Origin of the sequence: Variovorax sp. H27-G14, from assembly GCF_046156345.1 — a bacterium.
Taxonomy (GTDB): Bacteria; Pseudomonadota; Gammaproteobacteria; order Burkholderiales; family Burkholderiaceae_C; genus Variovorax.
In genome coordinates this window covers 175,954-201,503 of sequence record NZ_JAYLVN010000002.1, presented here as the reverse complement: position 1 = coordinate 201,503, position 25,550 = coordinate 175,954, and the positions used below count along the sequence as shown (strand labels likewise).

26 protein-coding genes are annotated in these 25,550 nt (G+C 67.3%); 15 read left to right on the top strand and 11 right to left on the bottom strand.

Annotated elements, in window-relative coordinates; all coding sequences use genetic code 11:
• The first annotated feature begins 43 nt into the window (after positions 1-43).
• Positions 44-1,219 carry an ABC transporter substrate-binding protein gene (locus VLK31_RS06430; protein WP_409167556.1) on the top strand — a complete coding sequence of 392 codons (1,176 nt, stop codon included), beginning with the start codon at positions 44-46 and terminating at the stop codon, positions 1,217-1,219.
• Positions 1,220-1,252: 33 nt separating this feature from the next.
• On the opposite strand, the gene VLK31_RS06425 is transcribed toward VLK31_RS06430, so the two are convergent.
• Positions 1,253-2,131: a LysR family transcriptional regulator gene (locus VLK31_RS06425; RefSeq protein ID WP_409167555.1), complete on the bottom strand. Its 879-nt coding sequence runs from the start codon at positions 2,129-2,131 to the stop codon at positions 1,253-1,255.
• A gap of 79 nt (positions 2,132-2,210) precedes the next feature.
• On the opposite strand from VLK31_RS06425, the gene VLK31_RS06420 reads away from it, so the two are divergent.
• Both VLK31_RS06420 and VLK31_RS06415 read left to right on the top strand, forming a co-directional pair.
• Positions 2,211-2,747: a GNAT family N-acetyltransferase gene (locus VLK31_RS06420; RefSeq protein WP_409167554.1), complete on the top strand. Its 537-nt coding sequence runs from the start codon at positions 2,211-2,213 to the stop codon at positions 2,745-2,747.
• 3 nt (positions 2,748-2,750) lie between these two features.
• Positions 2,751-4,274 (top strand): MFS transporter, encoded by a 1,524-nt coding sequence (locus tag VLK31_RS06415; RefSeq protein ID WP_409167553.1) that lies wholly within the window; start codon positions 2,751-2,753, stop codon positions 4,272-4,274.
• Positions 4,275-4,295: 21 nt separating this feature from the next.
• On the opposite strand, the gene VLK31_RS06410 is transcribed toward VLK31_RS06415, so the two are convergent.
• Entirely contained in the window at positions 4,296-5,027 is a 732-nt protein-coding gene (locus VLK31_RS06410; protein WP_409167552.1) for a Crp/Fnr family transcriptional regulator, read from the bottom strand.
• 126 nt (positions 5,028-5,153) lie between these two features.
• Here VLK31_RS06410 and VLK31_RS06405 point away from each other — a divergent pair, with 126 nt between their 5' ends.
• The 10 genes from VLK31_RS06405 to VLK31_RS06360 all read left to right on the top strand — a co-directional run bounded on the left by VLK31_RS06405 (position 5,154) and on the right by VLK31_RS06360 (position 16,692).
• Positions 5,154-5,744 carry an HD domain-containing protein gene (locus tag VLK31_RS06405; protein ID WP_409167551.1) on the top strand — a complete coding sequence of 197 codons (591 nt, stop codon included), beginning with the start codon at positions 5,154-5,156 and terminating at the stop codon, positions 5,742-5,744.
• A 27-nt stretch (positions 5,745-5,771) separates the two neighbouring features.
• Positions 5,772-6,539 carry a class II aldolase/adducin family protein gene (locus VLK31_RS06400; RefSeq protein ID WP_409167550.1) on the top strand — a complete coding sequence of 256 codons (768 nt, stop codon included), beginning with the start codon at positions 5,772-5,774 and terminating at the stop codon, positions 6,537-6,539.
• 120 nt (positions 6,540-6,659) lie between these two features.
• Positions 6,660-7,586, top strand: coding sequence for a LysR substrate-binding domain-containing protein (locus VLK31_RS06395; RefSeq protein ID WP_409167549.1), 927 nt, complete (start codon positions 6,660-6,662; stop codon positions 7,584-7,586).
• A gap of 77 nt (positions 7,587-7,663) precedes the next feature.
• Positions 7,664-9,091, top strand: a complete 1,428-nt coding sequence (gene tcuA / locus VLK31_RS06390; RefSeq protein WP_409167548.1) for an FAD-dependent tricarballylate dehydrogenase TcuA — start codon at positions 7,664-7,666, stop codon at positions 9,089-9,091.
• Positions 9,075-10,310, top strand: coding sequence for a tricarballylate utilization 4Fe-4S protein TcuB (gene tcuB, locus VLK31_RS06385; protein WP_409167547.1), 1,236 nt, complete (start codon positions 9,075-9,077; stop codon positions 10,308-10,310). The genes tcuA and tcuB overlap by 17 nt, the downstream gene beginning before the upstream one ends.
• A gap of 35 nt (positions 10,311-10,345) precedes the next feature.
• Complete coding sequence (locus VLK31_RS06380; RefSeq protein ID WP_409167546.1) at positions 10,346-11,134, top strand: class II aldolase/adducin family protein; 789 nt, start codon at positions 10,346-10,348, stop codon at positions 11,132-11,134.
• 77 nt (positions 11,135-11,211) lie between these two features.
• Positions 11,212-12,207, top strand: coding sequence for a Bug family tripartite tricarboxylate transporter substrate binding protein (locus tag VLK31_RS06375; protein WP_409167545.1), 996 nt, complete (start codon positions 11,212-11,214; stop codon positions 12,205-12,207).
• Positions 12,208-12,214: 7 nt separating this feature from the next.
• Positions 12,215-13,210, top strand: coding sequence for an NAD(P)-dependent oxidoreductase (locus VLK31_RS06370; RefSeq protein ID WP_409167544.1), 996 nt, complete (start codon positions 12,215-12,217; stop codon positions 13,208-13,210).
• 37 nt (positions 13,211-13,247) lie between these two features.
• Positions 13,248-14,261, top strand: a complete 1,014-nt coding sequence (locus tag VLK31_RS06365; RefSeq protein WP_409167543.1) for a tripartite tricarboxylate transporter substrate binding protein — start codon at positions 13,248-13,250, stop codon at positions 14,259-14,261.
• Between the two features lie 244 nt (positions 14,262-14,505).
• Positions 14,506-16,692, top strand: a complete 2,187-nt coding sequence (locus VLK31_RS06360) for a glycoside hydrolase family 3 N-terminal domain-containing protein (protein ID WP_409167542.1) — start codon at positions 14,506-14,508, stop codon at positions 16,690-16,692.
• Positions 16,693-16,736: 44 nt separating this feature from the next.
• Here VLK31_RS06360 and VLK31_RS06355 read toward each other — a convergent pair whose 3' ends face one another.
• Positions 16,737-17,084, bottom strand: coding sequence for a hypothetical protein (locus VLK31_RS06355; RefSeq protein ID WP_409167541.1), 348 nt, complete (start codon positions 17,082-17,084; stop codon positions 16,737-16,739).
• A 174-nt stretch (positions 17,085-17,258) separates the two neighbouring features.
• On the opposite strand from VLK31_RS06355, the gene VLK31_RS06350 reads away from it, so the two are divergent.
• Together VLK31_RS06350 and VLK31_RS06345 are read left to right on the top strand one after the other, a co-directional pair.
• Positions 17,259-17,552 (top strand): hypothetical protein, encoded by a 294-nt coding sequence (locus VLK31_RS06350; RefSeq protein WP_409167540.1) that lies wholly within the window; start codon positions 17,259-17,261, stop codon positions 17,550-17,552.
• On the top strand, positions 17,549-17,908 hold the full coding sequence (locus VLK31_RS06345) for a VOC family protein (RefSeq protein WP_409167539.1): 360 nt from the start codon (positions 17,549-17,551) through the stop codon (positions 17,906-17,908). Before VLK31_RS06350 ends, VLK31_RS06345 begins: the two co-directional genes overlap by 4 nt.
• Positions 17,909-17,915: 7 nt before the next feature.
• On the opposite strand, the gene VLK31_RS06340 is transcribed toward VLK31_RS06345, so the two are convergent.
• From VLK31_RS06340 to urtB, 8 genes are all read right to left on the bottom strand, one after another.
• Positions 17,916-19,211 (bottom strand): aspartate carbamoyltransferase, encoded by a 1,296-nt coding sequence (locus tag VLK31_RS06340; RefSeq protein WP_409167538.1) that lies wholly within the window; start codon positions 19,209-19,211, stop codon positions 17,916-17,918.
• Between the two features lie 107 nt (positions 19,212-19,318).
• Complete coding sequence (locus tag VLK31_RS06335; protein WP_409167537.1) at positions 19,319-19,669, bottom strand: alpha/beta hydrolase; 351 nt, start codon at positions 19,667-19,669, stop codon at positions 19,319-19,321.
• Between the two features lie 247 nt (positions 19,670-19,916).
• Complete coding sequence (locus VLK31_RS06330; protein WP_409167536.1) at positions 19,917-20,267, bottom strand: zinc ribbon domain-containing protein; 351 nt, start codon at positions 20,265-20,267, stop codon at positions 19,917-19,919.
• A 13-nt stretch (positions 20,268-20,280) separates the two neighbouring features.
• On the bottom strand, positions 20,281-21,513 hold the full coding sequence (gene fmdA / locus VLK31_RS06325; RefSeq protein ID WP_409167535.1) for a formamidase: 1,233 nt from the start codon (positions 21,511-21,513) through the stop codon (positions 20,281-20,283).
• Positions 21,514-21,567: 54 nt separating this feature from the next.
• Positions 21,568-22,257 carry an urea ABC transporter ATP-binding subunit UrtE gene (gene urtE / locus VLK31_RS06320; RefSeq protein ID WP_409168031.1) on the bottom strand — a complete coding sequence of 230 codons (690 nt, stop codon included), beginning with the start codon at positions 22,255-22,257 and terminating at the stop codon, positions 21,568-21,570.
• A 359-nt stretch (positions 22,258-22,616) separates the two neighbouring features.
• Positions 22,617-23,360, bottom strand: a complete 744-nt coding sequence (urtD, locus tag VLK31_RS06315; protein WP_409167534.1) for an urea ABC transporter ATP-binding protein UrtD — start codon at positions 23,358-23,360, stop codon at positions 22,617-22,619.
• A 17-nt stretch (positions 23,361-23,377) separates the two neighbouring features.
• A complete protein-coding gene (gene urtC / locus VLK31_RS06310) occupies positions 23,378-24,577 on the bottom strand; it encodes an urea ABC transporter permease subunit UrtC (RefSeq protein WP_409167533.1) in 1,200 nt (399 codons plus the stop codon).
• A 31-nt stretch (positions 24,578-24,608) separates the two neighbouring features.
• Positions 24,609-25,523: an urea ABC transporter permease subunit UrtB gene (gene urtB, locus VLK31_RS06305; protein ID WP_409167532.1), complete on the bottom strand. Its 915-nt coding sequence runs from the start codon at positions 25,521-25,523 to the stop codon at positions 24,609-24,611.
• Positions 25,524-25,550: the final 27 nt, after the last annotated feature.

Sequence of the window (25,550 nt, the reverse complement as noted above, 5' to 3'; positions counted from 1 at the left end):
CGAAATTGCTACACTTTTTTACTACTGTTTAAGAAAGTGTCCAATGAGCACATCGCGCAGGGAATGGCTGGCCAAGGCATACGGTGCGGCACTTTGGGGGGGCGGTATCGCCAGCATGGCGGGCCCTGCCATGGCGCAGGCCACCAAGGCGGCGGCGGGCGGTGCGCCGCGCGTGGTGCTGCTGGGGCAATCGGTGCCGCTCACGGGTGGGGCCAGCGAGATCGGCAGCGCCTTTGCCGCCGGCAGCCGCCTCGCGGTGACGGACTTCAATGAACGCAATGCCGCCAGCGGCATCCAGCTGAAGCTGCTGCAACTGGACGACGGCTACGACGCCGCACGCGCTGCCGCCAACGCCCGCACCCTGCTGGGCACCAACAAGGCCGACATGCTGTTCGGCTTTGTCGGCACCGCCAGCAGCGAGGCCGGCGCCAACGTTGCCACGCAGCAGGGCAGCCTGCTGTTCGCGCCCTTCGCCGCGTCAGACAACCTGCGCGGCGCCGACCACCCGAACGTGTTCCATGTGCGCCCCGGCATGATCGACGAGGCCCTCAAGATCGTGCGCCAGTGCGCCACCGTGGGGCAGACCCGCGTGGCCCTGGTGGGCGACGACGACGCCATGGGCCGCGCCGGGCTGGCTGCCGTGGAGCAAGCCATTGCCGAGCTGAAGCTGCCCGCGCTGGTGGCCACCGCGCTGGTGCCACCCGACGGCGACAAGCTGGGCGCGGCGCTGAAAGGCGTGCAGCAGAAGTCGCCCCAGGCGATCGTGCTGGTGTCGCTGTCGGGCACCACGGCCAATGCCATCCGCACGCTGCGCAAGAGCGGGTACACGGGCAATTTCATGGCCTTTTCCATCGTGGGCATCGACCCGCTCTACGCCACGCTGGGCAAGGACATCGGCGGCATCGTCATCTCGCAGGTGGTGCCTTCGCCCAGGCCTTCGGCCATTCCGATCGTCAAGGAGTACCTGGCGGCCCTCGACAACTCCGACCAGGCCGCCTCGTACGAAGGGCTCGAAGGCTTCATCGCGGCCAAGGCCGCCGGCGAGGCGGTGCGCCGCGCGGGCCGCGGCTTCAACACCGCGAGCCTGCAACGCACCATGACCGGCATGACCGACTACGACGTGGGCGGCTTTCGCATCAACCTGCGCCCGGGGCTGCGCGACAACGTGCGGCGCATCGACCTGATCAGCATCTCGGCCGACGGCCGCGTCCTGCGCTGAGGCCCACGGCACAGTCCACGCCACGCATGCGGCTCAGGCCGCGCTGTCGAGCAGCAGCTGCGTGAAGCGCTGCTGCACATGCAGCGCGGTGGCGCCCAGCGTGCGGCCCTGCAGCCACAGCATGCGCACCGGCAACCTCGACAGCGCCAGCGAAGGGCATGGCACCTCGCGCAGGGCCTTGCGGTAGCCCTCGTAGTGCGCGATGTTCACCGGCAGCACCGCCCACCCCAGGTTGTCGGCCACCATCTCGGCCGTGCTGTAGAAGCTGTCGCAGCGCCACACGCGCGGGCTGTAGGCCACCTCGTGCACGTCGCTCGCATGCATCAGCAGCTGGCGGTGGCGCACCAGGTCCTTGCGGCGCACCGTGCGGCCGTCGGCCAGCGGATGGTCGCTTGCCACGAACACGCCCTGCGCCACGCTGCCGATGTGGCGCTGGTCGAAGCACGAGCGCACCGGCCCCCGGTCGAAATGAAAGCCCACGCTGGCGCGCTCCTGCTCCACGTACTCGGCCACTTCCGTGGCCGTGCCGTTGAGCAACGTGAGCTCCAGGCTGGGGAATTTCACCGAGAGCTCGCGCATCAGCGCGGCGATGGCCGTGAAGGGCAAGGCCTCGTCGAGCGCGAGCGACAGCGCCGCCTCGTTGCCCGCGTTCAGCGAGCGGGCGCGCTGGTCGAGCTGCTCGGCCTGGCGCAGCAGCTCGCGCGCTTCGAGCAGCAGCACCTGCCCCGCCTCCGACAGCTGCGCGTTGCGGCGCGAGCGGTCGAACAGCGCCACCCCCAGGTCGACCTCCAGCAGCCCGATGGCGGTGCTCACGGCCGACTGCGCCCTGCCCAGGTGGCGCGCCGCCGCGGAGAACGAACCGCACTCGGCGGTGGTGACGAACTGGCGGAGTTGATCGACTGTCCATTCCATGCGGGTCACCGGCCTATCTGTCAATTTTTCAGATGGATTTCATCTTTATTCATCCATTTTAGTGGCGCAACATGGCGCCATGTCTCTCCATCGCACACCTGCCGCACCGTTCCACATCCACTGGTGCCATGACCCCGCCCAGGAAGACGCCGTCGTCGCCCTGTTCCTGCGCCAGCTCAGCCCGCACTACATTTCGCACGGCGAGCTGCAGGCGCAGCGCGCCGTGGCTCCCGGCGAATGGCGCGCGGACTTTCCCGATGTGCTGCGCGCGCAGGTGCGCCACACGCTGGCCCAGCCACCGCGAGGCACCGCCACGCTGATTGCGACCGCGCGCACTGCCGACTCGCTTGCCGGCATCGCCTTCGTGTCGATCGACCAGGCCAGGCTTGCCACGCGCGCCTTCGCCACGCTCGACGACCTGATCGTCGATGCGCCCTTCCAGGGCGCGGGCCTCGGCGGGCAGCTGTTCGACTGGGTCTGCGCCGAGCTGCGCCCGCGCGGCATCGAGCGGCTCTTTCTGGAAAGCGGCATCGGCAACGAACACGCGCACCGCTTCTTCAAGGCGCGCGGCTGCACGCCTGTTTCCGTCACCCTGCTCAAGGAACTGGGGAACTGAGCCATGACGCAACCGACAAGAAAGTGGCTCACGCTGGCCATCGTTTCCATGGCGCTGCTGCTGATCGTGGTCGACATGACCGTGCTCTACACCGCGCTGCCCACGCTCACGCACGACCTGGCCGCGTCCAGCGCGTCCAAGCTCTGGATCATCAATGCCTACACGGTGGTCGTCTCCGGCTTTCTGCTGGGCATGGGCGCGCTGGGCGACCGCGTGGGCTACCGGCGCATGTTCGTCACGGGGCTGGCCCTGTTTGGCGTGGCATCGCTGTGCGCGGCCTTTGCGCCGACCGCGGGCGCGCTCATTGCCGCGCGTGCGCTGCTGGGCGTGGGCGCCTCCATGATGATGCCGGCCACGCTGGCCATCATCCGCCTCAGCTTCACCGACGAGCGCGAGCGCGCGGTGGCCATCGGCGTGTGGGCGTCGGTGGCCTCGGGTGGCGCGGCGCTCGGGCCGGTGGTGGGCGGCGTGCTGCTGGAGTACTTCTGGTGGGGGTCGGTGTTTCTGATCAACGTGCCGGTGGTGCTGCTCGCGCTGGCGCTCACCTGGTGGTTCATTCCGCATACGCCCAAGAGCGCCGATGCCGCAAAGCGGCCCTGGGACTTCATCGGCTCGGTGCAGGCGCTGGCCGCGCTGGTGTGCCTGGTGCTCACCATCAAGGAGTTTGCGAAGCCGGCGCCTTCGGGCACCTTTGCCATGGTCACGGGCGTGCTGGCCGGCGTGGCGATGGTGCTGTTCGTGCGCCGCCAGCGGCGCAGCACGGCGCCGCTGGTCGACTTCGGGCTGTTCCGCAACCCGTACTTCTCGGGCGGCGTGATTGCGGCCATCGTGGCCTCGGTGGCGTTGATCGGCGTGGAGCTGGTGTTCAGCCAGCGGCTGCAACTGGTGGTGGGCCTCACGCCGCTGCAGGCGGGCCTGACGCTGCTGCCGATTCCGCTGGCCGCCTTCGTGGCCGGGCCGCTGGCGGGCCTGCTGCTGGCGCGCGTGGGCTCGCGCCCCATCATCCTTGCCGGCCTGCTCTCCACGGCGCTGGCCCTGTGCGCGCTGGCGCTCACCGCCGACGTGCACGGCCCGCTCAAGGTGGCCGTGCTGGCGCTGCTGGGGCTGGGCGTGGGCGCGACCATGACGGCGGCGTCCAACGCCGTCATGGGCAACGCGCCGGTGGAGCGCGCGGGGATGGCCGCGTCCATCGAAGAGGTGTCTTACGAACTGGGCGGCGTGCTGGGCATCGCGGTGCTGGGCAGCGTGCTCTCCTGGCGCTACACGGCCAGCATGGCCATTCCCGACAGCCTGGGCGCGCCGGCTTCGGCCAGCGACGGCATCGATGCCGCGCTGCTGGCCGCAGAGACCCTGCCCGCGCCCGCCTCGGCGCAACTCGTCGCGCTCGCGCATGCGGCGTTCGACCAGGCCTTCATGGCGGTGATGGTTGCGGCGGTGCTGATCGTGGTGGCCGCAGCGGGGTCGGTCGTGGCGCTGGGCTGGCGGGCCAGGGTGCTGCGGGCCCGCGCCGCGGCGTGCGCGACATGAGCGTCGAGCCCAACGCAGTGGCTACCCCGTGCTCACCAGCGCCTGCAGTGCATCGAGCGACAGCAGCGCGATACGCCCGTAGCCGAGCGCGATCAGCCCCTCGCCCGCCAGCGCGTTGAGCTCCTTCGACAGCGTCTGGCGCGTGATGCCCAGCATCATCGCCAGCGCCTCCTGCGGCAGCTTCAACTCGTGGCGCAGGTGCACCGACTGCGTGGCGTCGCCGCGCGCCAGCACCAGCAGGCGGTGCGCCACGCGCGCGCGCAGGCTGCGCAGGGTCGCGTCTTCGGCCAGCCCGTAGAGCATGCGCACGCGCGCGGCCAGCATCGCGGCCATGGCGTTGGCAAACACCACGTCGCGCATCAGTTGCGCGAAGGCATGGGGCGGCACCACCAGCAGGTCGAGCGCCTCCAGCGCGGTGGCGTCGTGCGTGCGCGGCGAGCCGTCGATCAGCGTGATTTCGCCGAACCAGTTGCCCGGCTCCAGCACGGCCAGGATGGCCTCGCGCCCGTCCTGGCGCAGCGACGAAATCTTGATGCTGCCGCCCACCAGCCCGTAGAAGCCGCCACCGGCCGCATGCAGCGAGTCACCCTGGCGAAACACCATCGCGCCGCGCCGCACATGCAGCAGTTCGGCCGCGCCCAGCAGCGCCTCGCGCGGGCCGCGCGGAAGGCTGGTGAACCACGGGTTGCGCTCCAGCGCGGCGCGGTGCGCAGCCGACAGGCGGGACGAACGGGGTTTGGTGGCAGTGGCCATGCGGGGGTTTACGAGAACCCCGCATTGTCAAATTTTTGACAGTTCAGCGTCAAGCGCAGGCATACAGTGGCCCACGGTTCGAGACACCCAGAGACACCCCACGACAAAACAACGGAGACCCTCCCGATGAACGCACGCGCAAGTTTCACCAGCATGCAGGCCAGCACGCGCGAAGACTGGCAATTGATCGGCGGCGAATTCATGCAGTTCACGGGCGGCCTGCCCGCACGCGTGATCAAGCACCTGCAGATTCTGGAGGGCGACTACGGCGGCTTCCCGGTCGACCGCTACACCCATTCGCTGCAGACCGCGACGCGCGCGCTGCGCGACGGCCGCGACGACGAGTACGTGGTGTGCGCGCTGCTGCACGACATCGGCGACACGCTCGGCAGCTTCAACCACCCCGACATTGCCGCCGCCATCCTCAAGCCCTTCGTGGGCGAGGCCAACCTTTGGATGGTGCAGCACCACGGCATCTTCCAGGGCCACTACTTCTTTCACCACATCGGGCTGGACCGCGACATGCGCGACAGCTTCAAGGACCACCCGCACTACGAACGCACGGCCGAGTTCTGTGCGCTGTACGACAACCCCGCCTTCGACCCCAAGGCCGAGACGCTGCCCATCGCCGAGTTCGAGCCCCTGCTGCGCCGCGTGATGGCGCAACCCAAGCAGAGCATCTACAAGGCCGCGCTCACCGAGCCCGCAGCCGCCTGAGACCCCAGAAAAAGGACACACACCCCTATGAACGCTTTCTCCCAACCCGAAATTCAGAAGCTCGTCTCCGCCGAGGAGTGGCAGCTCCGCGTCGACCTTGCCGCCTGCTACCGCCTGGTGGCGCTGTACGGCTGGAGCGACCTGGTCTTCACGCACATCAGCGCGCGCGTGCTCGGCCCGGAGCACCACTTTCTGATCAACCCCTACGGCCTGATGTTCGACGAGATCACCGCGTCGAGCCTGGTGAAGGTCGACCAGCAGTGCAACAAGGTCATCGAGTCGCCCTACCCGGTGAACCCGGCCGGCTTCGTGATTCACAGCGCGGTGCATGCCGCGCGCGAAGACATCCAGTGCGTGCTGCACACCCACACCAAGGCCGGCATTGCCGTGAGCGCGCAGAAGAACGGCGTGCTGCCCATCAGCCAGCAGTCGACCTTCGTGCTGGCCTCGCTGGCCTACCACGACTACGAAGGCGTGGCCTTTCGCGACGACGAGAAGCCGCGCCTGCAGGCCGACATGGGCCACGCCAACTTTCTCATGCTGCGCAACCACGGCCTGCTGACCTGCGGCAAGACCATTGCCGACGCGTTTTTGTCGATGTACACCTTCGAGAACACCTGCCAGATCCAGATTGCGGCGCAGTCTGGCGGCAGCGAGCTCACGCAGGTGAACCCCAAGATCGTCGAAGGCGTGGGCCAGGCCATGAAGGTGCAGACCGGCGGGCTGGGCGGCAGCTTCGTGTGGCCTTCGCTGATTCGCAAGCTCGACCGCGTGGACGAGAGCTACAAGCAATAAGAAGCGCCGCGTCACTTCGCTTGCCGATTGCGTTTTCCACGGCTGCCAGCACCTGCGCGACGGGTGCCGGCGGCCATTTTTTCGTCCGCCCTCGGCGCCGACGTGCGCGATGATGCGCGCATGGAACTTCGGCAACTGCGCTACTTCGTCAAGGTCTGCGAGCTGCGCAGCATGGGGCGCGCCGCGCTCGAACTGGGCGTGGTCACCTCCGCGCTGAGCCAGCAGATCAGCCGGCTCGAAGGTGAGCTTTCCACACGGCTGCTGCAGCGCAGTTCCACAGGCGTCACCCCCACCGATGCAGGCCTGGCCTTTCTGCACCAGGCGCAACTCACGCTGCGCCATGCCGACGATGCGGTGCGCGCCGCGCAGCAGGCGCGCCTGTCGGGCCATGTGAGCGTGGGCCTGGCGCCGACCACCGCCACCGTGCTCGGCGTGCCGCTGATGCGGGCCATGCAAGAGCGCTACCCCGAGGTGCGGCTGCACATGGTCGAAGCGCTGTCGGGCCACCTCACCACGATGCTGCAGTCGCGCCAGCTCGACCTGGCCGTGCTGTTCCAGACCGATACGCCGCGGCGCTGGAGCGTCACGCCGCTGCTGGCCGAAAAACTTTTTGTGATCGCTTCACCCACGCTGGCACAGCGCCCCCAGAGCGCCAAGGTGCGCCTGGCCCAGTTGGCCGACGTGCCGCTGATCCTGCCCAGCGGCGGCCACGGCCTGCGCGCCACGCTGACGGCGGCCTTTGCGCGGGCAGGCGTCACGCCGCGCATCGTGGCCGAGGTCGACGGCCTGGCGCTGTTGATGGATGCGGTGCGCGCCGGCTACGGCGCCACCGTGCAACCCGGCGCCGCCACCGCCCGGCACGACCGCGACGACCTGGAGCTCACGCAGATCAGCGACGCCCACGTCGGGCGCCGCAACCTGCTCGTGAGCCTGTCCGACGACGAGCTCTCGCCGGCCGCGCTGGCCGCGCGCGTGGTGTTGGCCGACACCGCCCGCGCGCTGGTGCGCGAGGGCCGCTGGACCGGCGGAAGTCTTCTCGAAAACTGAACACCCGTTGCCTGTTCCGGCCTTTCGCGTGAAGGCCGCGCTGCCTAAAGTCTCCTGCATTCCAAGGAGACCCACGAGTGATAGACGTACTGGTTGTCGGTGGCGGCAATGCCGCGCTGTGCGCCGCGCTGATGGCGCGCGAGGCCGGCGCTTCGGTGTTGCTGCTCGAAGCCTCGCCCAAGGAATGGCGTGGCGGCAATTCGCAGCACACCCGCAACCTGCGCTGCATGCACGACGCGCCGCAGGACGTGCTGATCGATGCCTACCCTGAAGAGGAGTACTGGCAAGACCTGCTGAAAGTGACCGGCGGCCTCACCGACGAGCACCTTGCGCGCCTGGTGATTCGCGCTTCTTCGGACTGCCGCGACTGGATGCGCAGCCATGGCGTGCACTTTCAGCCGCCACTGTCGGGTGCGCTGCACGTGGCACGCACCAACGCCTTCTTCATGGGCGGCGGCAAGGCGCTGGTGAACGCCTATTTCCGCAGCGCCGAAAAGCTCGGTGTGCAGGTTCGCTACGACATGCCCGTGACCTCGGTGGAACTCGACGGCGACCGCTTCTTGGCCGTGCGCACCGAGTCCGGCGAGCGCATCGAGGCCAAGAGTTGCGTGCTGGCCGCCGGCGGCTTCGAGTCGAACCGCGAATGGCTACGTGAAGCCTGGGGCCAGAACGAACGCGGCGAATGGCCGGCCGACAACTTTCTGATTCGCGGCACGCGCTTCAACCAGGGCGTGCTGCTGAAATACATGATCGCCGCGGGCGCCGACAGCATCGGCGACCCCTCGCAGGGCCACATGGTGGCGATCGATGCACGCGCACCGCTGTATGACGGCGGCATCTGCACTCGCATCGACTGCGTCTCGCTCGGCGTGGTGGTCAACCGTGAAGCCGAGCGCTTCTACGACGAGGGTGAAGACTTCTGGCCCAAGCGCTATGCCATCTGGGGCCGCCTGGTGGCGCAGCAGCCGGGGCAGATCGCCTGGTCGGTCATCGACCAGAAGGCGGTCGGGCGCTTCATGCCGCCGGTGTTCACCGGCACGCAGGCCCACACGCTCGGCGAGCTGGCGCAGAAGATCGGCCTGGAAGAAGCCACCTTCGTGCGCACCGTGCAGAACTACAACGCCGCCTGCCGCGTCGGCCGCTTCGACCACACCGCGCTGGACGATTGCCACACCGAAGGGCTCGCGCCCGCCAAGACGCACTGGGCGCGCCCGCTGGACACCGCCCCCTTCTACGCCTACCCCGTGCGCCCCGGCATCACCTTCACCTACCTCGGCCTGAAGGTGGACGAGACCGCGGCCGTGCGCTTCGGCGGACGGCCGAGCCCCAACCTCTTCGTGGCCGGCGAAATGATGGCCGGCAACGTGCTGGGCAAGGGCTACACGGCGGGCGTGGGCATGAGCATTGGCACGGCCTTCGGGCGCATCGCCGGCACGCAGGCCGCGCGCGCGGCCAAAGAACTTTCAAAGCATTCCCCGGAGGCCGCCCTTGCAGCAGCTCACTGACCTGGTCGCACGCGCCCGTGCGGACGCCGACGGCATCGGCAGCGCCGCACCACCGCAGCGCGTGATTCCGATCCAGCCCGCCCTGCCGCTGACCGCCAGCGAGGGCGAGGTCGCGCGCATCCTGCAGATCTGCAATGCCTGCCGCTACTGCGAGGGCTTTTGCGCCGTGTTCCCGACCATGACGCGGCGGCTGGAATTCGGCAAGGCCGACACCCACTACCTGGCCAACCTGTGCCACAACTGCGGCTCCTGCCTGCATGCCTGCCAGTACGCGCCGCCGCATGAATTTGCGGTGAACGTGCCGCAGGCGATGGCGCAGGTGCGCATGCAGACGTACCACGACTACGCCTGGCCGAGCGCGATGGGCGCGCTGTACAAGAAGGCGGGGCTCACCGTTGCGTTGGCACTGGCGGGTGGCCTCGCGCTGTTCCTGGTGCTGGCCGTTGCCATGTCGGGCTCGCTGCTGCATGAGCCGCTCGCGGGCAATTTCTACGCGATCTTTCCGCACAACTTCCTCGCGCTGCTGTTCGGCACCGTGTCCCTGTTCGTGGTGCTCGCGCTGGCCATGGGCGTGCGCCGCTTCTGGCGCGAGGTGTCGCCTGCGAACGATCCCGGCAATGCGCCGTCGATGCCCGGTGTGCGCGGCCCCGCGAGCGCCGAGGCCGTGCACGACGTGCTGCGCCTGAAGTACCTGGGCGGCGGCCACGGCGAGGGCTGCAACAACGAAGACGACCGGTTCACGCTGTGGCGCCGGCGCATGCACCACTTCACCTTCTACGGCTTCATGCTGTGCTTCGCCTCCACCTGCGTGGCCACGCTGTACCACTACCTCTTCGGGCTGCACGCGCCCTATGTGCTCACGAGCCTACCGGTGCTGCTGGGCACGGCGGGCGGCATCGGCCTGGTGGTCGGGCCAGTGGGGCTGCTGTGGCTGAACCTGCGGCGCAACGCCGCGCACGGCGACGTGGCGCAGCGCCCCATGGACCGCGGCTTCATCGCGCTGCTGCTGCTCACCAGCCTCACCGGGCTGGCCCTGCTGGCGTGGCGCGACACCCGCTTCATGGCGCTGCTGCTGGCGGTGCACCTGGGCGTGGTGATGGCGCTTTTTCTCACGCTGCCCTACGGCAAGTTCGCGCACGGCATGTTCCGTTGCGCGGCGCTGCTGAAGTCCGCCATCGAAAAGCGCCTGCCCAGCCGCCTGCAGCTGGGCGCCGACTGAACAACCCGAATCCTGCAACCGACAAGGAAACCCCGATGACCCCCACCGGCGTGCTACAGATCCCCTCCATGAAAGACCGCTGCTCCGAGGCCGAGTGGCAGGCCCGCATCGACCTGGCCGCGTGCTACCGGCTGGTCGACCTGTTCGGCATGTCGGACATGATGGCCAACCACATCTCCTCGCACGTGCCCGGCGAGCACGGCGCCTTTCTCATCAACCCCTACGGAATGATGTACGAGGAGATCACCGCGTCCAGCCTCATCAAGGTGGACGCCGACGGCAACATTCTTTCGTCGCCCGACTTCGGCGAACTGGGCTACGGCGTCAACAAGGCCGGCTACGTGATCCACAGCGCGGTGCACGCCGCGCGGCCCGACGTGGCCTGCGTGATCCACACGCACAGCTGGGCCTCCATGGCGGTGTCCTCGCTCGAATGCGGCCTGCTGCCGCTCACGCAGACCGCCATGCGCTTTCTGAAGATCGGCTACCACGACTACCAGGGCGTGGTGCTGAACACCGAGGAGCAAGCCTCGCTGCTCGCCGACCTGGGCCAGGGCGAGGCCGTGATCTTTCGCAACCATGGCGCGCTGGTGGTGGGCCGCAGCGTGGGCGAGGCCTTCAACTGGATGCACCGACTGGAGCTGGCCTGCCGCGCGCAGATTGGTGCGATGTCGTGCAACAGCCCGCTGCAGGCCGTGGCGCCGCACATCCTCGAAGAGACCTGGAACAACTACCAGCCCGGCACGCGCCGCCCCTACGGCCTCATGGAATGGCCGGCGCTGCTGCGCAAGCTCGACCGCATCGACCCGGGCTTCAGGGACTGACCGGTCACCGCTCAGCGGCCACCGCTCACCCATCACCGGTCCAGCGCCGCGCCATCAACGCCCACGAGAACAAAACAATGACACGAGACAACACCTCTTCCCTTCCTCGCCGCCGCATCGTGGGCACGGCCGCCCTGCTGGCCGCCGGCCTCGGCGCCTGGCCGCACGCCCGCGCTCAAGCGGCCTATCCGTCCAGGCCGGTGCGCGTGGTCGTGGCCTTCACGGCCGGCGGCACCACCGACATCCTGGCGCGCGCCGTGGCGCAGAAGCTGGGCGAGAAGTTCAAGCAGTCTTTCATCATCGACAACAAGCCCGGTGGCGGCGGCAACATCGGCACCGAATTCGTGGTGCGCGCGCCGGCCGACGGCTACACGCTGATCGTCAACTCCGTCGGGCCCATGGCGGTCAACCAGACGCTCTACAAGAACATGACGTACGACCCGCTCACCGACCTGGTGCCGGTGGTGCAGATCGCCGACGTGCCCAACGTGCTGGTCGTGCACCCCGACCTGCCGGTGAAGACGCTGGACGAATTCATCGCCTACGCCAAGGCCAACCCGAACAAGCTCAACTACGGCTCCACGGGCGTGGGCACCTCGTCGCACCTGTCCAGCTTCATGCTGAGCAAGCGCGTGGGCGCCGAGACGCTGCACGTGCCCTACAAGGGCGCCAATGCGCTCAACGACCTGCTGGCGGGCCGGGTGCAGTTCATGTTCGCGACCATTCCGTCGGTCATCTCGCACATTCAGGCGGGCAAGCTGCGCGCCATTGCGGTGAGCAGCCCCAAGCGCTCGCGCTCCATGCCCGACGTGCCCACCGTGGCCGAGAAGGGCTTTGCCGATTTCTCCGCCGGCTCGTGGTTCGGCTTCTTCGCGCCCAAGGGCACGCCCGAGGCGGTGATTGCGCTGCTCAACAAGTCCGTGAACGAGGCACTGCCCTCGCTGCAGGCGCAAATGATCCGCGAAGGCGCTGACCCCGTGGGCGGCTCGCCCGAACAGTTCGGCAAGTTCACGCGCAGCGAGTACGAGAAGTGGAAGCTCATCGTGCGCGACTCCGGCGCCACGGCCGAATGAACCTGCCATGACCGACAGCATCCCCACGCCCAAACCGCTTCGTATCCTGCTTTCCCCCGACGCGCAGCGCCAGACCGCCGCCGGGCTGCTTGACGCCCTGAACGGCCGCGCGCACACCTTCGTCGCGCTCGGTCAGGACGCCGACGTGGCCTTCGTGTCGCGCGACGTCACCGGGCTGTCGACCAAGAACAGCGTGCTGCCGCACACGCAGGCCTTCCACGACAGCCTGCGCCAGGCAGCCTCTCTGCACTGGGTGCATGCGCATTCCGCGGGCGCCGACCGGCCGGTGTACGGCGAGTTGCGCGCGCGCGGTGTCGAGGTGACCACCTCGTCGGGCGCCAACGCGGGCGTGGTGGTGCAGAGCGCATTGGCCGGCGTGTTGATGCTCGCGCGTCAGTTTCCGCAGTTGCTGGAAGCGCAACGCACCCGAACGTGGGCACCGCTGATCGGCACCACGCCGCCGCGCGACCTTGCGGGGCAGACCGCCGTGGTGGTCGGCTGGGGCCCCATCGGCCAAGGGCTGGCCGCACTGCTGGCGACGCTGGGGCTGCGCGTGGTGGCGGTGCGCGGCAGCGATGCGCCGGCCACCGCACCCGCGCAGCACAGCGTGCCATTCGAGCAACTGCACAGCGTGCTGCCTCAGGCCGACTGGCTGCTGCTGGCCTGCCCGCTGAGCGAGCGCACGCGGGGCCTCGTCGATGCGGCGGCGCTGGCCTTGCTGCCGGCCGGCGCGCGGCTGGTGAACGTGGCGCGCGGCGAGGTGGTCGACGAGCCCGCGCTCATTGCGGCGCTGCAGCGCGGCGCGCTGGCCGGCGCCTTTCTCGACGTGTTCGCGAACGAGCCACTGCCGAGCGCCTCGCCGCTGTGGGCGCTGCCCAACGTGATCGTCACGCCCCACACCGCGGGCCACTCCGACGGCAACGAAGCGCGCGTGGCCGCCATCTTTCTGGACAACCTGAGGCGCTGGTGCGCGGGCGAAGCGCTCGTCAACCGGGTCGCCTGACAACGCTTTTCACCACAACAACACACAGACAAGCCCGATGAAGCACCCGATTACGAACACGCGCCCACCCATCTTTCGCTCTGGCCTGACCACGCTGCTCTTTGCCACGGCTGCATCCTTCGCCACAGCCCCGGCCGCCGCCGCCGACACCGCCGCATGGCCCACCAAGCCCATAACCCTGGTCGTGCCCTTCGTGGCCGGCGGCACCACCGACATCGTGGCGCGCACGCTGGGCCAGAAGCTGTCGGAGGCGCTCAAGCAGCCAGTGATCATCGACAACCGCGGCGGCGCGGGCGGCACAGTGGGCGCGGGCATTGCGTCGAAGGCGCCGCCCGACGGCTACACGCTGTTCCTGGCCACCATCGCGCACGCCATTGCGCCAGGCCTCTACAAGCGCCTGCCCTACGACTTTCAGCGCGACTTCGCGCCGGTGGCGCTGGTGGCCTCCACGCCCAACGTGCTGATCGTCAACGAGAAGGTGCCCGCGAAGACGGTGGCCGAACTCGTGGCTTACATCCGGGCCAACCCGGGCAAGGTCAACTTCGGCTCGGCGGGCAACGGCAGCACCGAGCACATCTCGGGCGAGCTGTTCCGCTCGATGACGCACACCGACATCACGCACGTGCCCTACAAGGGCGGTGCGCCGATGATGGCCGACCTGATGGGCGGGCAGATCCAGATGGCAATAGAGACCAGCCCCTCGGCCTCCCCGCACATCCGCGCCGGCAAGGTGCGCGCGCTGGCCGTCACCACCAAGGCGCGCTCGCCCGCCTACCCCGGCGTGCCCACGCTGGATGAGGCCGGCCTCAAGGGCTACGACATGACCACGTGGTTCGCGCTGATGGCGCCGCGCGGCACGCCGCCCGAACTGGTGCAGCGCCTGAACGCCGAGGTGGCACGCGCGCTGCAGCAGCCCGACGTGGCCAAGCGCTTCGAGGAACAGGGCGTGACCGCCGGCCAGATGAAGCCGGCCGAACTGGCCACGTTCATCGGCAGTGAAACCACCAAGTGGGTGAAGGTGGCAAAGGACTCGGGCGCCACGGCCGAATAGCACAAGCGCCGGGGAGCGCCGGAGCAAAGGGCCTGCGGCCAGCGCGGAAACCGGTCGTGCGGCACCGCCCGCGATGTCTGCAGAATAGGCCGCCATGCACGTTCGAAACACGCGACTCCCGGCCTCCCTGCGCGCACCCGCGTGCGCCTCCCTTCTCGCTCTTGCGCTACTGGCTTCTTCAGCATCCGCCGCGCCACCGGCCGCGGACGCCGCGAGTACCGCGACGGCTACTGCGAATGCCGTTGTGCCAGCGCCAACGCCCGAAGCCCGCATCGAAGCCCTGATCGCGCGCATGACGCCGCAGGAAAAAGCCGGCCAGCTCAGCCTGTACGGCCCCGCCGACATCGACGTACCCAACAACCCGCAGGCCGGCTGGCGCAATGCGCAGCAGGAAACCGCCGACGTGCGCGCCGGGCGCCTCACGGGGCTGTTCAACAACGCGGGCCTGGAAGGCAAGCGGCGGCTGCAGCAGATTGCGGTGAAAGAGTCGCGATTGGGCATTCCGCTGATCTTCGGCGCCGACGTGATCCACGGCTTTCGCACCATGTTCCCCATGCCGCTGGCCGAGGCCTCCAGCTGGGAGCCCGCGCTGGCCGAGCGCACCGCTCGCGCGGCGGCGGTCGAGGCCACGGCGGACGGCTTTCGCTGGACCTTCGCGCCCATGGTCGACATTGCGCGCGACGCGCGCTGGGGCCGCGGCCTCGAAGGCGTGGGCGAAGACGTGTACTTGGCAAAGCAGTTTGCCGCGGCGCGCGTGCGCGGCTTCCAGGGCAACGACCTGTCGCGCGCCGACGCCATGCTGGCCACGCCCAAGCATTTTGCGGCCTACGGCGCGGCCGAGGGCGGGCTGGACTACAACGTGAGCGACATCTCCGAGCGCACCCTGCGCGAGGTGTACCTGCCGCCGTTTCGCGCCGCGCTGGACGCGGGCGCGCTGTCGGTCATGAGCGCCTTCAACGAAATAGGCGGCGTGCCCTCCACAGCCAACCCCGCGCTGCTCACCGGCGTGCTGCGCGACGAGTGGAAGTTCAAGGGCTTCGTGGTGTCCGACTACACCGCCGACGAAGAACTGGTGGAGCACGGCTACGCCGCCAACCCGCGCGAGGCGGCCAAGCTGGCCTTCATGGCCGGCACCGACGTGAGCATGCAGAGCGGCCTGTACATGCGCTACCTGCCCGACTTGGTGGCCTCCGGCGAAGTACCGATGGCGCGGCTCGACGAGGCGGTGCGCCGCGTGCTGCGCGTGAAGATGAAGCTGGGGCTGTTCGACGACCCGATGCGCGGGCTGGACGGCCCGCCCGCCGCGCAGCGCGCCGAGAACCCCGAGTTCATCGCGCTGGCCCGCGAGAGCGCGCGCCGCTCCATCGTCATGCTGAAGAACGACCGCATGCTGCTGCCGCTGCCCAAGGCCGGCACAAAAATCGCGCTGATCGGCCCCTTCGCCGAAGGCACCATCGATCTGATGGGCGCCTGGAGCCTGTTCCCGGGGCAGTCCGCGCCGGTGGGCATCGACCAGGGCCTGCGCGCCGCGCTGGGCCCCGGCTCGTCGGTGACCGTGGTGCGCGGCGCGGGCATTGCGTCGGCGCTGCCCGGCGGCATCGACGCCGCCGTGGCCGCCGCGCGCGATGCCGACGTGGTGCTGCTGGCCATCGGCGAGAGCCAGCAGATGTCGGGCGAGGCCCGCTCGCGCAGCGACATCGGCCTGCCGCAGGCGCAGCAGGACCTGGCCGAGGCCGTGGCCGCCACCGGCAAGCCCGTGGTGGTGGTGCTGAGCAACGGCCGCGCCATGGCGCTGAAGGGCGCGGTGCGCAATGCGCGCGCCGTGCTCGTCACCTGGTTCCTTGGCGTGCAAACGGGCCACGCCATTGCCGACGTGGTGTTCGGCGACTTCAATCCGTCAGGCCGCCTGCCGGCGAGCTTTCCGCAGACGGCCGGCCAGGTGCCCTACTACTACGGCCACAAACGCACCGGGCGTCCCTCGCCCGAGGGCGCACCGGAAACCGCCTTCAAGGCCCGCTTCGTCGACACCACCAACGAAGCGCTCTACCCCTTTGGCGCCGGTATGGGCTTTGCGCCGGTGCGCTACGACAGCGTGGAGCTCAGCCAGGAGCGCCTGCCGCTGTCGGGCACGCTGCGCGTGCGCGCCACCGTCACCAACACCGGCCAGCGCGACGCCGAGGAAGTGGTGCAGCTCTACATCGCCGAGAAGGCCGCCAGCGTGACGCGGCCTGTGCGCGAGCTCAAGGGCTTCCGCAAGGTGAGCATTGCACCGGGTGCGTCTCAGCAAGTGGAGTTCACGCTCACGGCCGACGACCTGACATTCATCGGCCGCGACATGAAGCCGGTGGTCGAGCCCGGAGAGTTCGACCTGTGGGTGGCGCCGTCGGCCGTGGGCGGCATCCGCAAACGCTTCGTGCTGACGCGGGAGTGAAGGCGCGCGGCCTGATCACCGCTTGATCGCGGCCTGATCGCGGCCTATTCGCCGCTGGTGCTCGCAGGTGTGTTCATCGACGCCACCGGCGGCGCCACCTGCGACTCCAGCACCTCGGTCGAATGCATGCTGTTGTTGGCGCGAACGGCCTCGGCCTGCACCTGCGCGCGGTCGGCACCCGACACGGGCGTTGCCACCTGCGACTCCAGCACTTCGGTCGAGTGCATGGTGTTGTTGGCACGCATGGCGTCGGCCGCCACGGTGTCGCGTGACATGGTCGAGTGCGACATCTGCGGATAGTCCGGGTCGGCCTGGCCACCCGCGTGCGCGAGCGAAGCCAGCGCCATCAAGGGCACGGTGGCAATGCAAAGGGTTGCTGTACGAACTTTCATGGTTGTCTCCTTGTGTGAAGGTGCTTTCACTCTAGGACGCGGCACTTACCGGGCCGTGAGACTTTGCTTATGCGGCAGTGACAGTTCGCTTACGCTGGCGTGAGTGACAGCATTGCCGTGTGCGTGGCCGCCTTGCTGCATCTTGTGAAGACCCGACTGAAGAGAAACACACGCATGACTCCTACCGCCGTTCTCATTGGCCAGCGCATCGACCTCGTGTCGGACACGCTCGTCAACAGCTACTACTTTCACGCGGCCGGTCATGTCGCCGCCACCATCGGCACGACGAACGGCCCGGTCGCCGCGCCGGTGTTCAGCTACCGCGTGCTGTCCAGCGACAGCCTGGAAATCGTCGATTCGAACCAGCGTGTCGAGCGCTGGACCGGCATCCGCGTCGAAGGCGAGCTGCTCCACGTCGAGCGCGACGGCCAACCCATGACCTTCACGATTCGAAAGGCCGCCCCATGAAAGTCAAACGCATCGTCGCCAACATCGCCACGCCCGACCCCGCGCGCGCCGCCGTGTTCTACAAGGACGTGCTCGGCCTCGACCTGCTCATGGACCACGGCTGGATACAGACCTTCGGTTCGCAGGCCGAGATGCCGGTGCAGCTCAGCTTTGCATCGGAAGGCGGCTCGGGCACGCCGGTACCGGCGCTGTCCATCGAGGTGGGCGACGTGGGCGATGTCGACACGGCCTTCGAGCGTATGAAGGCCGCGGGCTTCGCCATTGAATACGGCCCCGTTACCGAACCCTGGGGCGTGCGCCGCTTCTACGTGCGCGATCCGTTCGGTCGGCTCGTCAACATCCTCGCGCACACCTGAGCGGCGTTCAGTCCAGGCCGTGGAACACGCTGTCGTCGGGCCCGATGTGCGAGGGCGGCGTCCACGTGGCGTCGCGCATCGAGCGGCTCACCAGCTTGTCCACGCCCAGCAGCGTGGCAAAGATGGCCATGCGCACTGGAATGCCGTTGTCGGTCTGGCGAAAGATGGCCAGGCGCGGGTCGTTGTTCAGGTCCACGCTCAGGTCGTGCGAGCCCGGGCGGCCGTCGCGCGGCAGCGGGTGCATCACCACCACGTCGGGCTTGCAGGCCGATTCGATCAGCGCGCGGTTGATCTCGAAGGCGTTGTCGAAGCCCTCCAGCACCTCGTCGTTCGCAAAGCGCTCCTTCTGGATGCGCGTGGCGTAGATGACGTCCGCGCCGGCCAGGGCCTGCGCGGGCGTGGCGGCGGTCTCGACCACGTGGCCGTTGCGGCTCACCGCATCGACAATTTCCGCCGGCATGGCCAGCGAGGGCGGCGACACCAGCGTGAACTTCATGCCCTTGTACAGCGCCAGCAGCTTCAGCAGCGAGTGCACCGTGCGCCCGTATTTCAGGTCGCCCACCATCGCGATGTGCGCGCCGTCCACCAGCTTGCCCAGCCGCGAGAACTCGCGCTGAATGGTGTACAGGTCGAGCAGCGCCTGGCTCGGGTGCTCGCCCGGCCCGTCGCCGCCGTTGATGACCGGCACGTTGGTGGCGCGCGCAAATTCGGCCACCGAGCCTTGCTCGGGGTGGCGCACCACCATCGCGTCGACATAGCCGCTGATGACGCGGCTGGTGTCGTAGATCGACTCGCCCTTGGCCATCGACGAGAAGGTGAAGCCCGTGGTGTCGCACACCGAGCCGCCCAGCCGGCAGAACGCCGCGCCAAAGCTCACGCGGGTGCGCGTGCTGGCCTCGAAGAACAGGTTGGCGAGCACCGCGCCTTCAAGCACCCGGCTCACCTTGCGGCGCCGCGCAATGGGCTGCATGACGTCGGCCAGCTGAAACAGCTCGTCGATGGCGTCGCGGTTGAGCTGGTTCACCGACAGCAGGTGGTGCGAGCCGTCGACCGCCATCGCCTGGCGCAAGGCGCCTTCATGTGCGCTCTGCGTATATTCACCGCGCCGGCCGTCGGAGGCCAGAATTTCGCTGACAAAGCGCCGCGCCACCTCGGGCATGGCCCTGAATTCGTTCGATTCGTCGGGCAGCAGCCAGGCGTCCAGCGCCCTGCGGCGGCTGCCGATGCGCTCCGCAAAGGCGTCTCGCGTCATGTTGAGTTGACGCATCGCGTCGCGAAGTAGCACCTGTTGTGGCATGTTCATGGGCGGCGAATATATACTCAATGCGTATATTTTCAAACAGCCGGGCACAAAAAAACGGGCCCGAGGGCCCGTTCTTGTTCAACACCCGAAGGTGCTGTGGCGTTGGCTTACAGGCCAGCTTGGCGCGTGAACGACACGCTGGGCTTCTTGTAAGCCTGCGGCACTTCGTCGCGGTAGAAGGCGCGGCGGTCGAGGCTGGCGAGCGGGTCGTGCGCCTTGGCAACGGCTTCGGCTTGCACGGTCGCGCGGTTGGCGGTCGACGTGAAGCTTTGCGCGCCGGCGGCGGAGGCATCGCTGTACTGGTTGCCGGCGCGTGCGGCGGCAGCGGCTTGCGGTGCAACTTCGGCGCGGGACACCGAAGAGTTCACGACGTGCACGCCGTCGTAGGTTTCTGCGTGGGCTCCGGCGGCAGCCAGGAGCGAGAGGGCAGCAGCGGCGAGGATCTTCGAGGCATTCATTTCAATCTCCTTCAGGTGTTTGGTTGGTGAGGAGAAGTTTGCGACTGAAGCGGCCTGAAAAACGCCAGCAAAAGGAACCGCGGCGTTCACGGTATTGAAACAATGGCGGGCTTGAAAAGCAGAAGGTCAATAGGGGTTGCCCCAGCGTTTCCTTGAAAACAGCTGGGGTGACACCGTCTGCATCAAGGCCTGTTCGCCAAGGCCCTCCGAAACGACCGCACACAGGTCGCTCAGGACCGGCGCGGCCTCAGTGGCTGATCATCCAAGGCCGCCGCGAAGGCGCTGACTTGGCACCGTTCGGCGCGGTCACCGTCGCCCCACGCTTGGCCGACGAAGCTGAACCGCAGCATCCACAGCCTGCGGGGTGCTTGAAGCGCGCGTAGTCCCGCGAGCTGCCCGGTTCATGCCGCGCGCGCTCGTTGGTCTCCATCGCATGGCGCGTGCCGGAGGCCATCAGCGCGAGCCGCGGCGCGGCGCTCAACACGCGCGGCGACGCGCATCCGCAGTCGGGGCAGGCAGCAGGTTCGTCGCGCAGGCCCGAGGGCCGCAACGCGTCGAAGCCGCCGCACTGCCCGCAGGCGTAGTCGTAGGTCGGCATGGCGGGCTTTCGTTCAGCGCAGGTCGTGCGACAGCGGCATGTCCACGCTGCCATCGACAAACTTCACCGGCCCCGAGGCATTCGGGTTGATGTCGAAGTCGAAGATGCCCGTGGGCAGCCACAGCGTGGCACACGAATTCGGCACGTCCACGATGCCGCTGATGTGGCCCTGCACCGGCGCCGTGCCCAGAATCGAATAGGCCTGCGCGCCCGAGTAGCCGAACTTCTTCAGGTACTCGATGGCGTTCAGGCAGGCCTGGCGGTAGGCCACGTTCACGTCCAGGTAGTGCTGCTTGCCGCTCTCGTCGACCGAGATGCCTTCGAAGATCAGGTAGTCGTTGTACTGCGGCGTGATGGGGCTGGGCTTGAAGATCGGGTTCTTGATGCCGTACTTGGCCATGCCGCCCTTGATGAGCGTGACCTTCATGTGCACCCAGCCGGCCATTTCGATGGCGCCGCAGAAGGTGATTTCGCCGTCGCCCTGGCTGAAGTGCAGGTCGCCCACGCTCAGGCCCGCGCCATCGACGTAGACCGGGAAGAACACCTTGGAGCCGCGCGAAAGATCCTTGATGTCGCAGTTGCCGCCATGCTCGCGCGGCGGCACGGTGCGTGCACCCTCCGCAGCAGCCTTGGCCTTGGCCTCGCCGGTCATCTTGCCCATGTGGGCGGTGCCGGCGAACGGTGGGTTGGCCAGGCCGGGCACGCGGTGGGGGTCGGTGTCGATGAGCGCCTGCTCGCGCTCGTTCCACATATCGAGCATCGGTTTGTCGGGCAGGCAGCCGATGAGGCCGGGGTGAATGAGGCCCGCGAAGTTCACGCGCGGAATGTGGCGCGAGCTGGTGAACATGCCCTTGAAGTCCCAGATCGACTTTTGCGCTTCCGGAAAGTGGTCGGTCAGAAAGCCGCCGCCGTTCTGCTTGGAGAAGAAGCCGTTGAAGCCCCACAGGCTGTCTTGCTTGGCACCGATGTCCAGCAGGTCGACCACCAGCAGATCGCCGGGCTCGGCGCCCTTCACGCCCACCGGGCCCGAGAGGTAGTGCACCGTGCTCAGGTCGATGTCGCGCACGTCGTCGGCGCTGTCGTTGTTCTTGATGAAGCCGCCGGTCCAGTCGAAGGTTTCGAGGATGAAGTCGTCACCGGGGTTGACCCAGCAGGCCATCGGAATGTCCGGGTGCCAGCGGTTGTGGATGTTCTCGTTCTCGGTTGGGGACTTGGTCAGGTCGACCTTGATCAGCGTGTCCGTCATGTGCAGTGGCTCCTGGGGGTGTGGTGATGGTGGTGGTGGTGGTGAAACGGTGGATCAAACGGAGAGGTAGGCCTTGATGTGGTCCACATCGGTCTTGTCGCGTGCGGTCTCGTGCACGAGCCGTCCGCCTTCGATGACGAAGAGCCGGTCGGCCACGTCCATCGCAAAGCTGAGCACTTGTTCGGACACGACGATGGTGATGCCGCGCAGCTTGCGGATTTCGTTGAGCGCCTTGGCGATGTCTTTGATGATGGAAGGCTGAATGCCTTCGGTGGGTTCGTCGAGCAGCAGAACCTTGGGGTCGGTGACGAGGGCGCGTGCAATGGCCAGCTGCTGTTGTTGGCCGCCGGAGAGGTTGCCGCCTTTGCGGCTTTTCATGTCCCACAGCACGGGGAACAGGGCGTAAATTTCTTCGGGGATGCGGCGGGTCTTGGAGTTTTCCAGGCCGGTCTGAATGTTCTCTTCAACGGTCAATGTCGGAAAGATCATTCGGCCTTGTGGCACGTAGGCGATGCCCTTGGCCACGCGGCGGAAGCTCTCGTCGCGCGACACGTCTTGCCCGGCCACGTCGATGCGCCCGCTCTTCAACGGAAGAATGCCCATGAGGCTTTTGAACAGCGTGGTCTTGCCCATGCCGTTGCGTCCCATGATGGCAATGGTTTCGTTGGCGTGGCCTTCGAACGACAGGCCATGCAGGGCCTCGCTCTGTCCGTAGGCTACGTGCAGGTTTTCTACCTTCAGCATGACGTTGCTCATGTTGTTGACTCGGTTTGCTTGGGTTCGGGGCTTCTGGGTGCTGCGGTTCGGGGTGCTTTTGTTCGGGGCGCGTGCACAGGCCGCCGGGTACTCCCCTCCGCGAATGTCCCCCGCTTCGCTCCTCCTTTATTTCGCTGCGGGGAGTACCCGACGCCCTGTGCACCAGGGCACGCTCTGAGTGCTCGCCGATGAACCAGAGCTCTGAACACGCACACGCCGATGGGGTGCCTTGCGCAGCGAAATAAAGGAGGAGCGAAGCGGGGGACATTCGCGGAGCAAGGCACCCCGTCGGCGTGGGCGCGCCCTGAATGACTTCCAGCGTCAAAAAACCAAAGACAAGAAGTCATTCAGTGCCCCAGATAAACGTCGATGACTCTGGGATCCGCCTGTACCTTCTCCATAGGACCTTCAGCGAGGATCTTTCCCTGATGCATGACAGTGACCTTGTGCGCAATCTGCTTCACGAACGCCATGTCGTGCTCGATGACGATCACCGCCCGGTTCTGACAAATGCGTTTCAGCAAATCGGCCGTCAGCTCCCGCTCGCGCGCACTCATGCCGGCAATGGGTTCGTCGAGCATCAACAGCTCCGGCTCCTGCATCAACAACATGCCAATCTCCAGCCACTGCTTCTGCCCATGGCTCAGCAGACCGGCCTCCGTGTCCAACCGGTCCGCCAGGCCAATCTCCTGCGCAATGGCTTGCACCTTGGCCTTGACCTCGTCGTCGCACTTGAACGCCAGCGCACCGAACACCGAACGGCCCTTGGGAAAAGACACCTCCAGGTTCTGGAACACGCTCAGGTTCTCGTAGATCGACGGCGTCTGAAACTTGCGGCCGATGCCCAGACGCACCCGCTTGTGCTCCGCCATCTTGGTGAGCTCGGTGTTCTTGAACTTGATGCTGCCGGCGCTGGCCTTGGTCTTGCCGCAGATCAGGTCCAGCAACGTGGTCTTGCCCGCGCCGTTGGGGCCGATGATCACGCGCAGCTCGTTCTTGTCGATGTACAGCGTCAGGTCGTCGATGGCCTTGAAACCGTCGAAGGACACGGTGAGGTCTTCCACCGCCAGCGCAAAGTCTGTGTTGCTCATTTGAAGGTGCTCCAGGTTCAGGCGCGCTGGCTGCCGACGCCTTCTGGCAGCGTGGCTTCGGGTGACGAGGTGGTCGGTGCAACGGGGCATGTGGCTACGGTGGTTGCCGGCGGCTTGACGGCCGCTTCACGCAATGCCTGCCGGCGCAACTTCCACCATGGGCGGATCTTTTCCTCCCACACGCCCGCCAACCCCATCGGAAAGGCCATGGTCACGCCGATGAACAGGCCCGCCATCAAGAACAGCCACAGGTCCGGAAAGCTCTCGGAGAACAGCGTCTTGCCCGCGTTGACCAGCAACGCGCCGTACACCGCGCCCACCAGGCTCATGCGCCCGCCGACCGCGCAGAAGATCACCATTTCGATGGAGGGCACGATGCCCACGAAGCTCGGCGACATGAAGCCCACCTGCAGCGCGAACATCGCGCCACCAATGCCCGAGAGCCCGGCCGCCAGGCAGAAGGTGAACACCTTGAAGTTGGACACGTCGTAGCCCGAGAACCGCACCCGGTCTTCCTTGTCGCGCATGGCCAGCAGCAGCGTGCCCAGCTTGCTGGTCTGCACCCAGCGGCACAGCAGAATGCTGAGCACCAGCAAGCCCACGCACACGTAGTACAGGATGTACTTGGCGCTGTCGGTGCGGGTGTCCCAGCCCAGCATGGTCTTCAGGTCGGTCATGCCGTTCACGCCGCCCGTGTAGCCCTGCTGGCCGATGATGAGCACGGTGCAGATAAGCGCGACGGCCTGCGTGATGATCGCGAAATACACGCCGCCCACGCGGCGCTTGAACATCGCGAAGCTCACCAGCCAGGCCAGCGCCATCGGCGCCAGCACCACCAGCGCCAGGCTCAGCGGCAGGCTCTTGAACGGCAGCCACAGCGCGGGCAACTCGGTGATCTGGTTCCAGTCCATGAAGTCCGGAATGCCGGGCGTGGACTGGATCTTTGTGGTGATCGGGTCGGAGGCTTCGAGCTTCAGAAACATCGCCATCGCATAGCCGCCGATGCCGAAGAACACGCCCTGCCCCAGGCTCAGCACGCCGCCGTAGCCCCACACCATCACCAGCCCCACGGCCACGAAGGCGTAGGTGAGGTACTTGCCCACGAGGTTGAGGCGAAAGATGTCGAGCGACAGCGGCAACACCACCGCGAGCAGCAGCACCAGCAGCAAGAGGCTGCCCAGCTGGTAGCGCAAGACAGAGGCCTTGATGAAATTCATCGGAACGTTCTCCAGAAAGGAATCGGGTTCATCAGCGGCGGACCTTCACGGCGAACAGGCCCTGCGGCCGCATCATCAGAATGAGCACGATCAGCGACAGCGTTAGCACCTTGGCCATCGAGCCGGTCATGAAGAACTCCGAGATCGATTGCGTCTGCGCAATGCCGAAGGCCGAGACCACCGTGCCCAGCAGGCTGGCCGCGCCGCCGAAGGTGACGACCAGGAAGGCGTCGACGATGTAGAGCGAGCCCGAGGTCGGCCCGGTGGAGCCGATGGTGGTGAAGGCCGCGCCCGCCATGCCGGCAATGCCGCAGCCGATGGCGAATGTCAGGCGGTCGGTCTTCTGGGTGTCGATGCCGGTGGCGTTGGCCATGGTGCGGTTGGCGACGGTGGCGCGCACGCGCAGGCCCCAGCGGCTCTTGTGCAGCGCAATGAGCACGCTGCCGGTGACCAGCGCGGTGAGCACCAGCACGAACATGCCGTTGATCGGAATGTCCAGGCCTTCATGCGGCGTCCACGAGCCCATGAGCCACTCGGGCAGCGTGGGGCTCACTTCTTTCGGGCCGATGAAGGTGCGGAACATCTGCTGCAGCCCCAGGCTCACGCCCCAAGTGGCGAGCAGCGTGTCGAGCGGGCGTTTGTAGAGGTGGCGAATCAGCAGCCACTCCACGATCCAGCCGACGATGAAGGCGAACACGAAGGCCAGGCCGATGGCGATCGGAAAGTAGTACGGCATGAACGCCGGCGCCAGGCTTTCGGTGACGCGTGCGGCCAGGTAGATCGAATAGGCGCCGATGGTCATGAACTCGCCATGCGCCATGTTGATGACGCCCATCTGGCCGAAGATGATCGCCAGGCCCAGGCCCATGAGCAGCAGCACCGCGAAGAGGCTCAGCCCCGCGAAGCCCTGCATGAGGCCGATGTTCATCATGTCCGACAGAGTCATGGCGGGAAGTCCGGAGTGTTGGAGTTG

Bases quoted from the DNA above. Each gene is read 5' to 3' on its own strand.
- VLK31_RS06430 (WP_409167556.1), top strand. From the start codon at position 44: ATGAGCACATCGCGCAGGGAATGGCTGGCCAAGGCATACGGTGCGGCA.
- VLK31_RS06425 (WP_409167555.1), bottom strand. From the start codon at position 2,131: ATGGAATGGACAGTCGATCAACTCCGCCAGTTCGTCACCACCGCCGAG.
- VLK31_RS06420 (WP_409167554.1), top strand. From the start codon at position 2,211: ATGTCTCTCCATCGCACACCTGCCGCACCGTTCCACATCCACTGGTGC.
- VLK31_RS06415 (WP_409167553.1), top strand. From the start codon at position 2,751: ATGACGCAACCGACAAGAAAGTGGCTCACGCTGGCCATCGTTTCCATG.
- VLK31_RS06410 (WP_409167552.1), bottom strand. From the start codon at position 5,027: ATGGCCACTGCCACCAAACCCCGTTCGTCCCGCCTGTCGGCTGCGCAC.
- VLK31_RS06405 (WP_409167551.1), top strand. From the start codon at position 5,154: ATGAACGCACGCGCAAGTTTCACCAGCATGCAGGCCAGCACGCGCGAA.
- VLK31_RS06400 (WP_409167550.1), top strand. From the start codon at position 5,772: ATGAACGCTTTCTCCCAACCCGAAATTCAGAAGCTCGTCTCCGCCGAG.
- VLK31_RS06395 (WP_409167549.1), top strand. From the start codon at position 6,660: ATGGAACTTCGGCAACTGCGCTACTTCGTCAAGGTCTGCGAGCTGCGC.
- VLK31_RS06380 (WP_409167546.1), top strand. From the start codon at position 10,346: ATGACCCCCACCGGCGTGCTACAGATCCCCTCCATGAAAGACCGCTGC.
- VLK31_RS06375 (WP_409167545.1), top strand. From the start codon at position 11,212: ATGACACGAGACAACACCTCTTCCCTTCCTCGCCGCCGCATCGTGGGC.
- VLK31_RS06370 (WP_409167544.1), top strand. From the start codon at position 12,215: ATGACCGACAGCATCCCCACGCCCAAACCGCTTCGTATCCTGCTTTCC.
- VLK31_RS06365 (WP_409167543.1), top strand. From the start codon at position 13,248: ATGAAGCACCCGATTACGAACACGCGCCCACCCATCTTTCGCTCTGGC.
- VLK31_RS06355 (WP_409167541.1), bottom strand. From the start codon at position 17,084: ATGAAAGTTCGTACAGCAACCCTTTGCATTGCCACCGTGCCCTTGATG.
- VLK31_RS06350 (WP_409167540.1), top strand. From the start codon at position 17,259: ATGACTCCTACCGCCGTTCTCATTGGCCAGCGCATCGACCTCGTGTCG.
- VLK31_RS06345 (WP_409167539.1), top strand. From the start codon at position 17,549: ATGAAAGTCAAACGCATCGTCGCCAACATCGCCACGCCCGACCCCGCG.
- VLK31_RS06340 (WP_409167538.1), bottom strand. From the start codon at position 19,211: ATGAACATGCCACAACAGGTGCTACTTCGCGACGCGATGCGTCAACTC.
- VLK31_RS06335 (WP_409167537.1), bottom strand. From the start codon at position 19,669: ATGAATGCCTCGAAGATCCTCGCCGCTGCTGCCCTCTCGCTCCTGGCT.
- VLK31_RS06330 (WP_409167536.1), bottom strand. From the start codon at position 20,267: ATGCCGACCTACGACTACGCCTGCGGGCAGTGCGGCGGCTTCGACGCG.
- fmdA (WP_409167535.1), bottom strand. From the start codon at position 21,513: ATGACGGACACGCTGATCAAGGTCGACCTGACCAAGTCCCCAACCGAG.
- urtE (WP_409168031.1), bottom strand. From the start codon at position 22,257: ATGCTGAAGGTAGAAAACCTGCACGTAGCCTACGGACAGAGCGAGGCC.
- urtD (WP_409167534.1), bottom strand. From the start codon at position 23,360: ATGAGCAACACAGACTTTGCGCTGGCGGTGGAAGACCTCACCGTGTCC.
- urtC (WP_409167533.1), bottom strand. From the start codon at position 24,577: ATGAATTTCATCAAGGCCTCTGTCTTGCGCTACCAGCTGGGCAGCCTC.
- urtB (WP_409167532.1), bottom strand. From the start codon at position 25,523: ATGACTCTGTCGGACATGATGAACATCGGCCTCATGCAGGGCTTCGCG.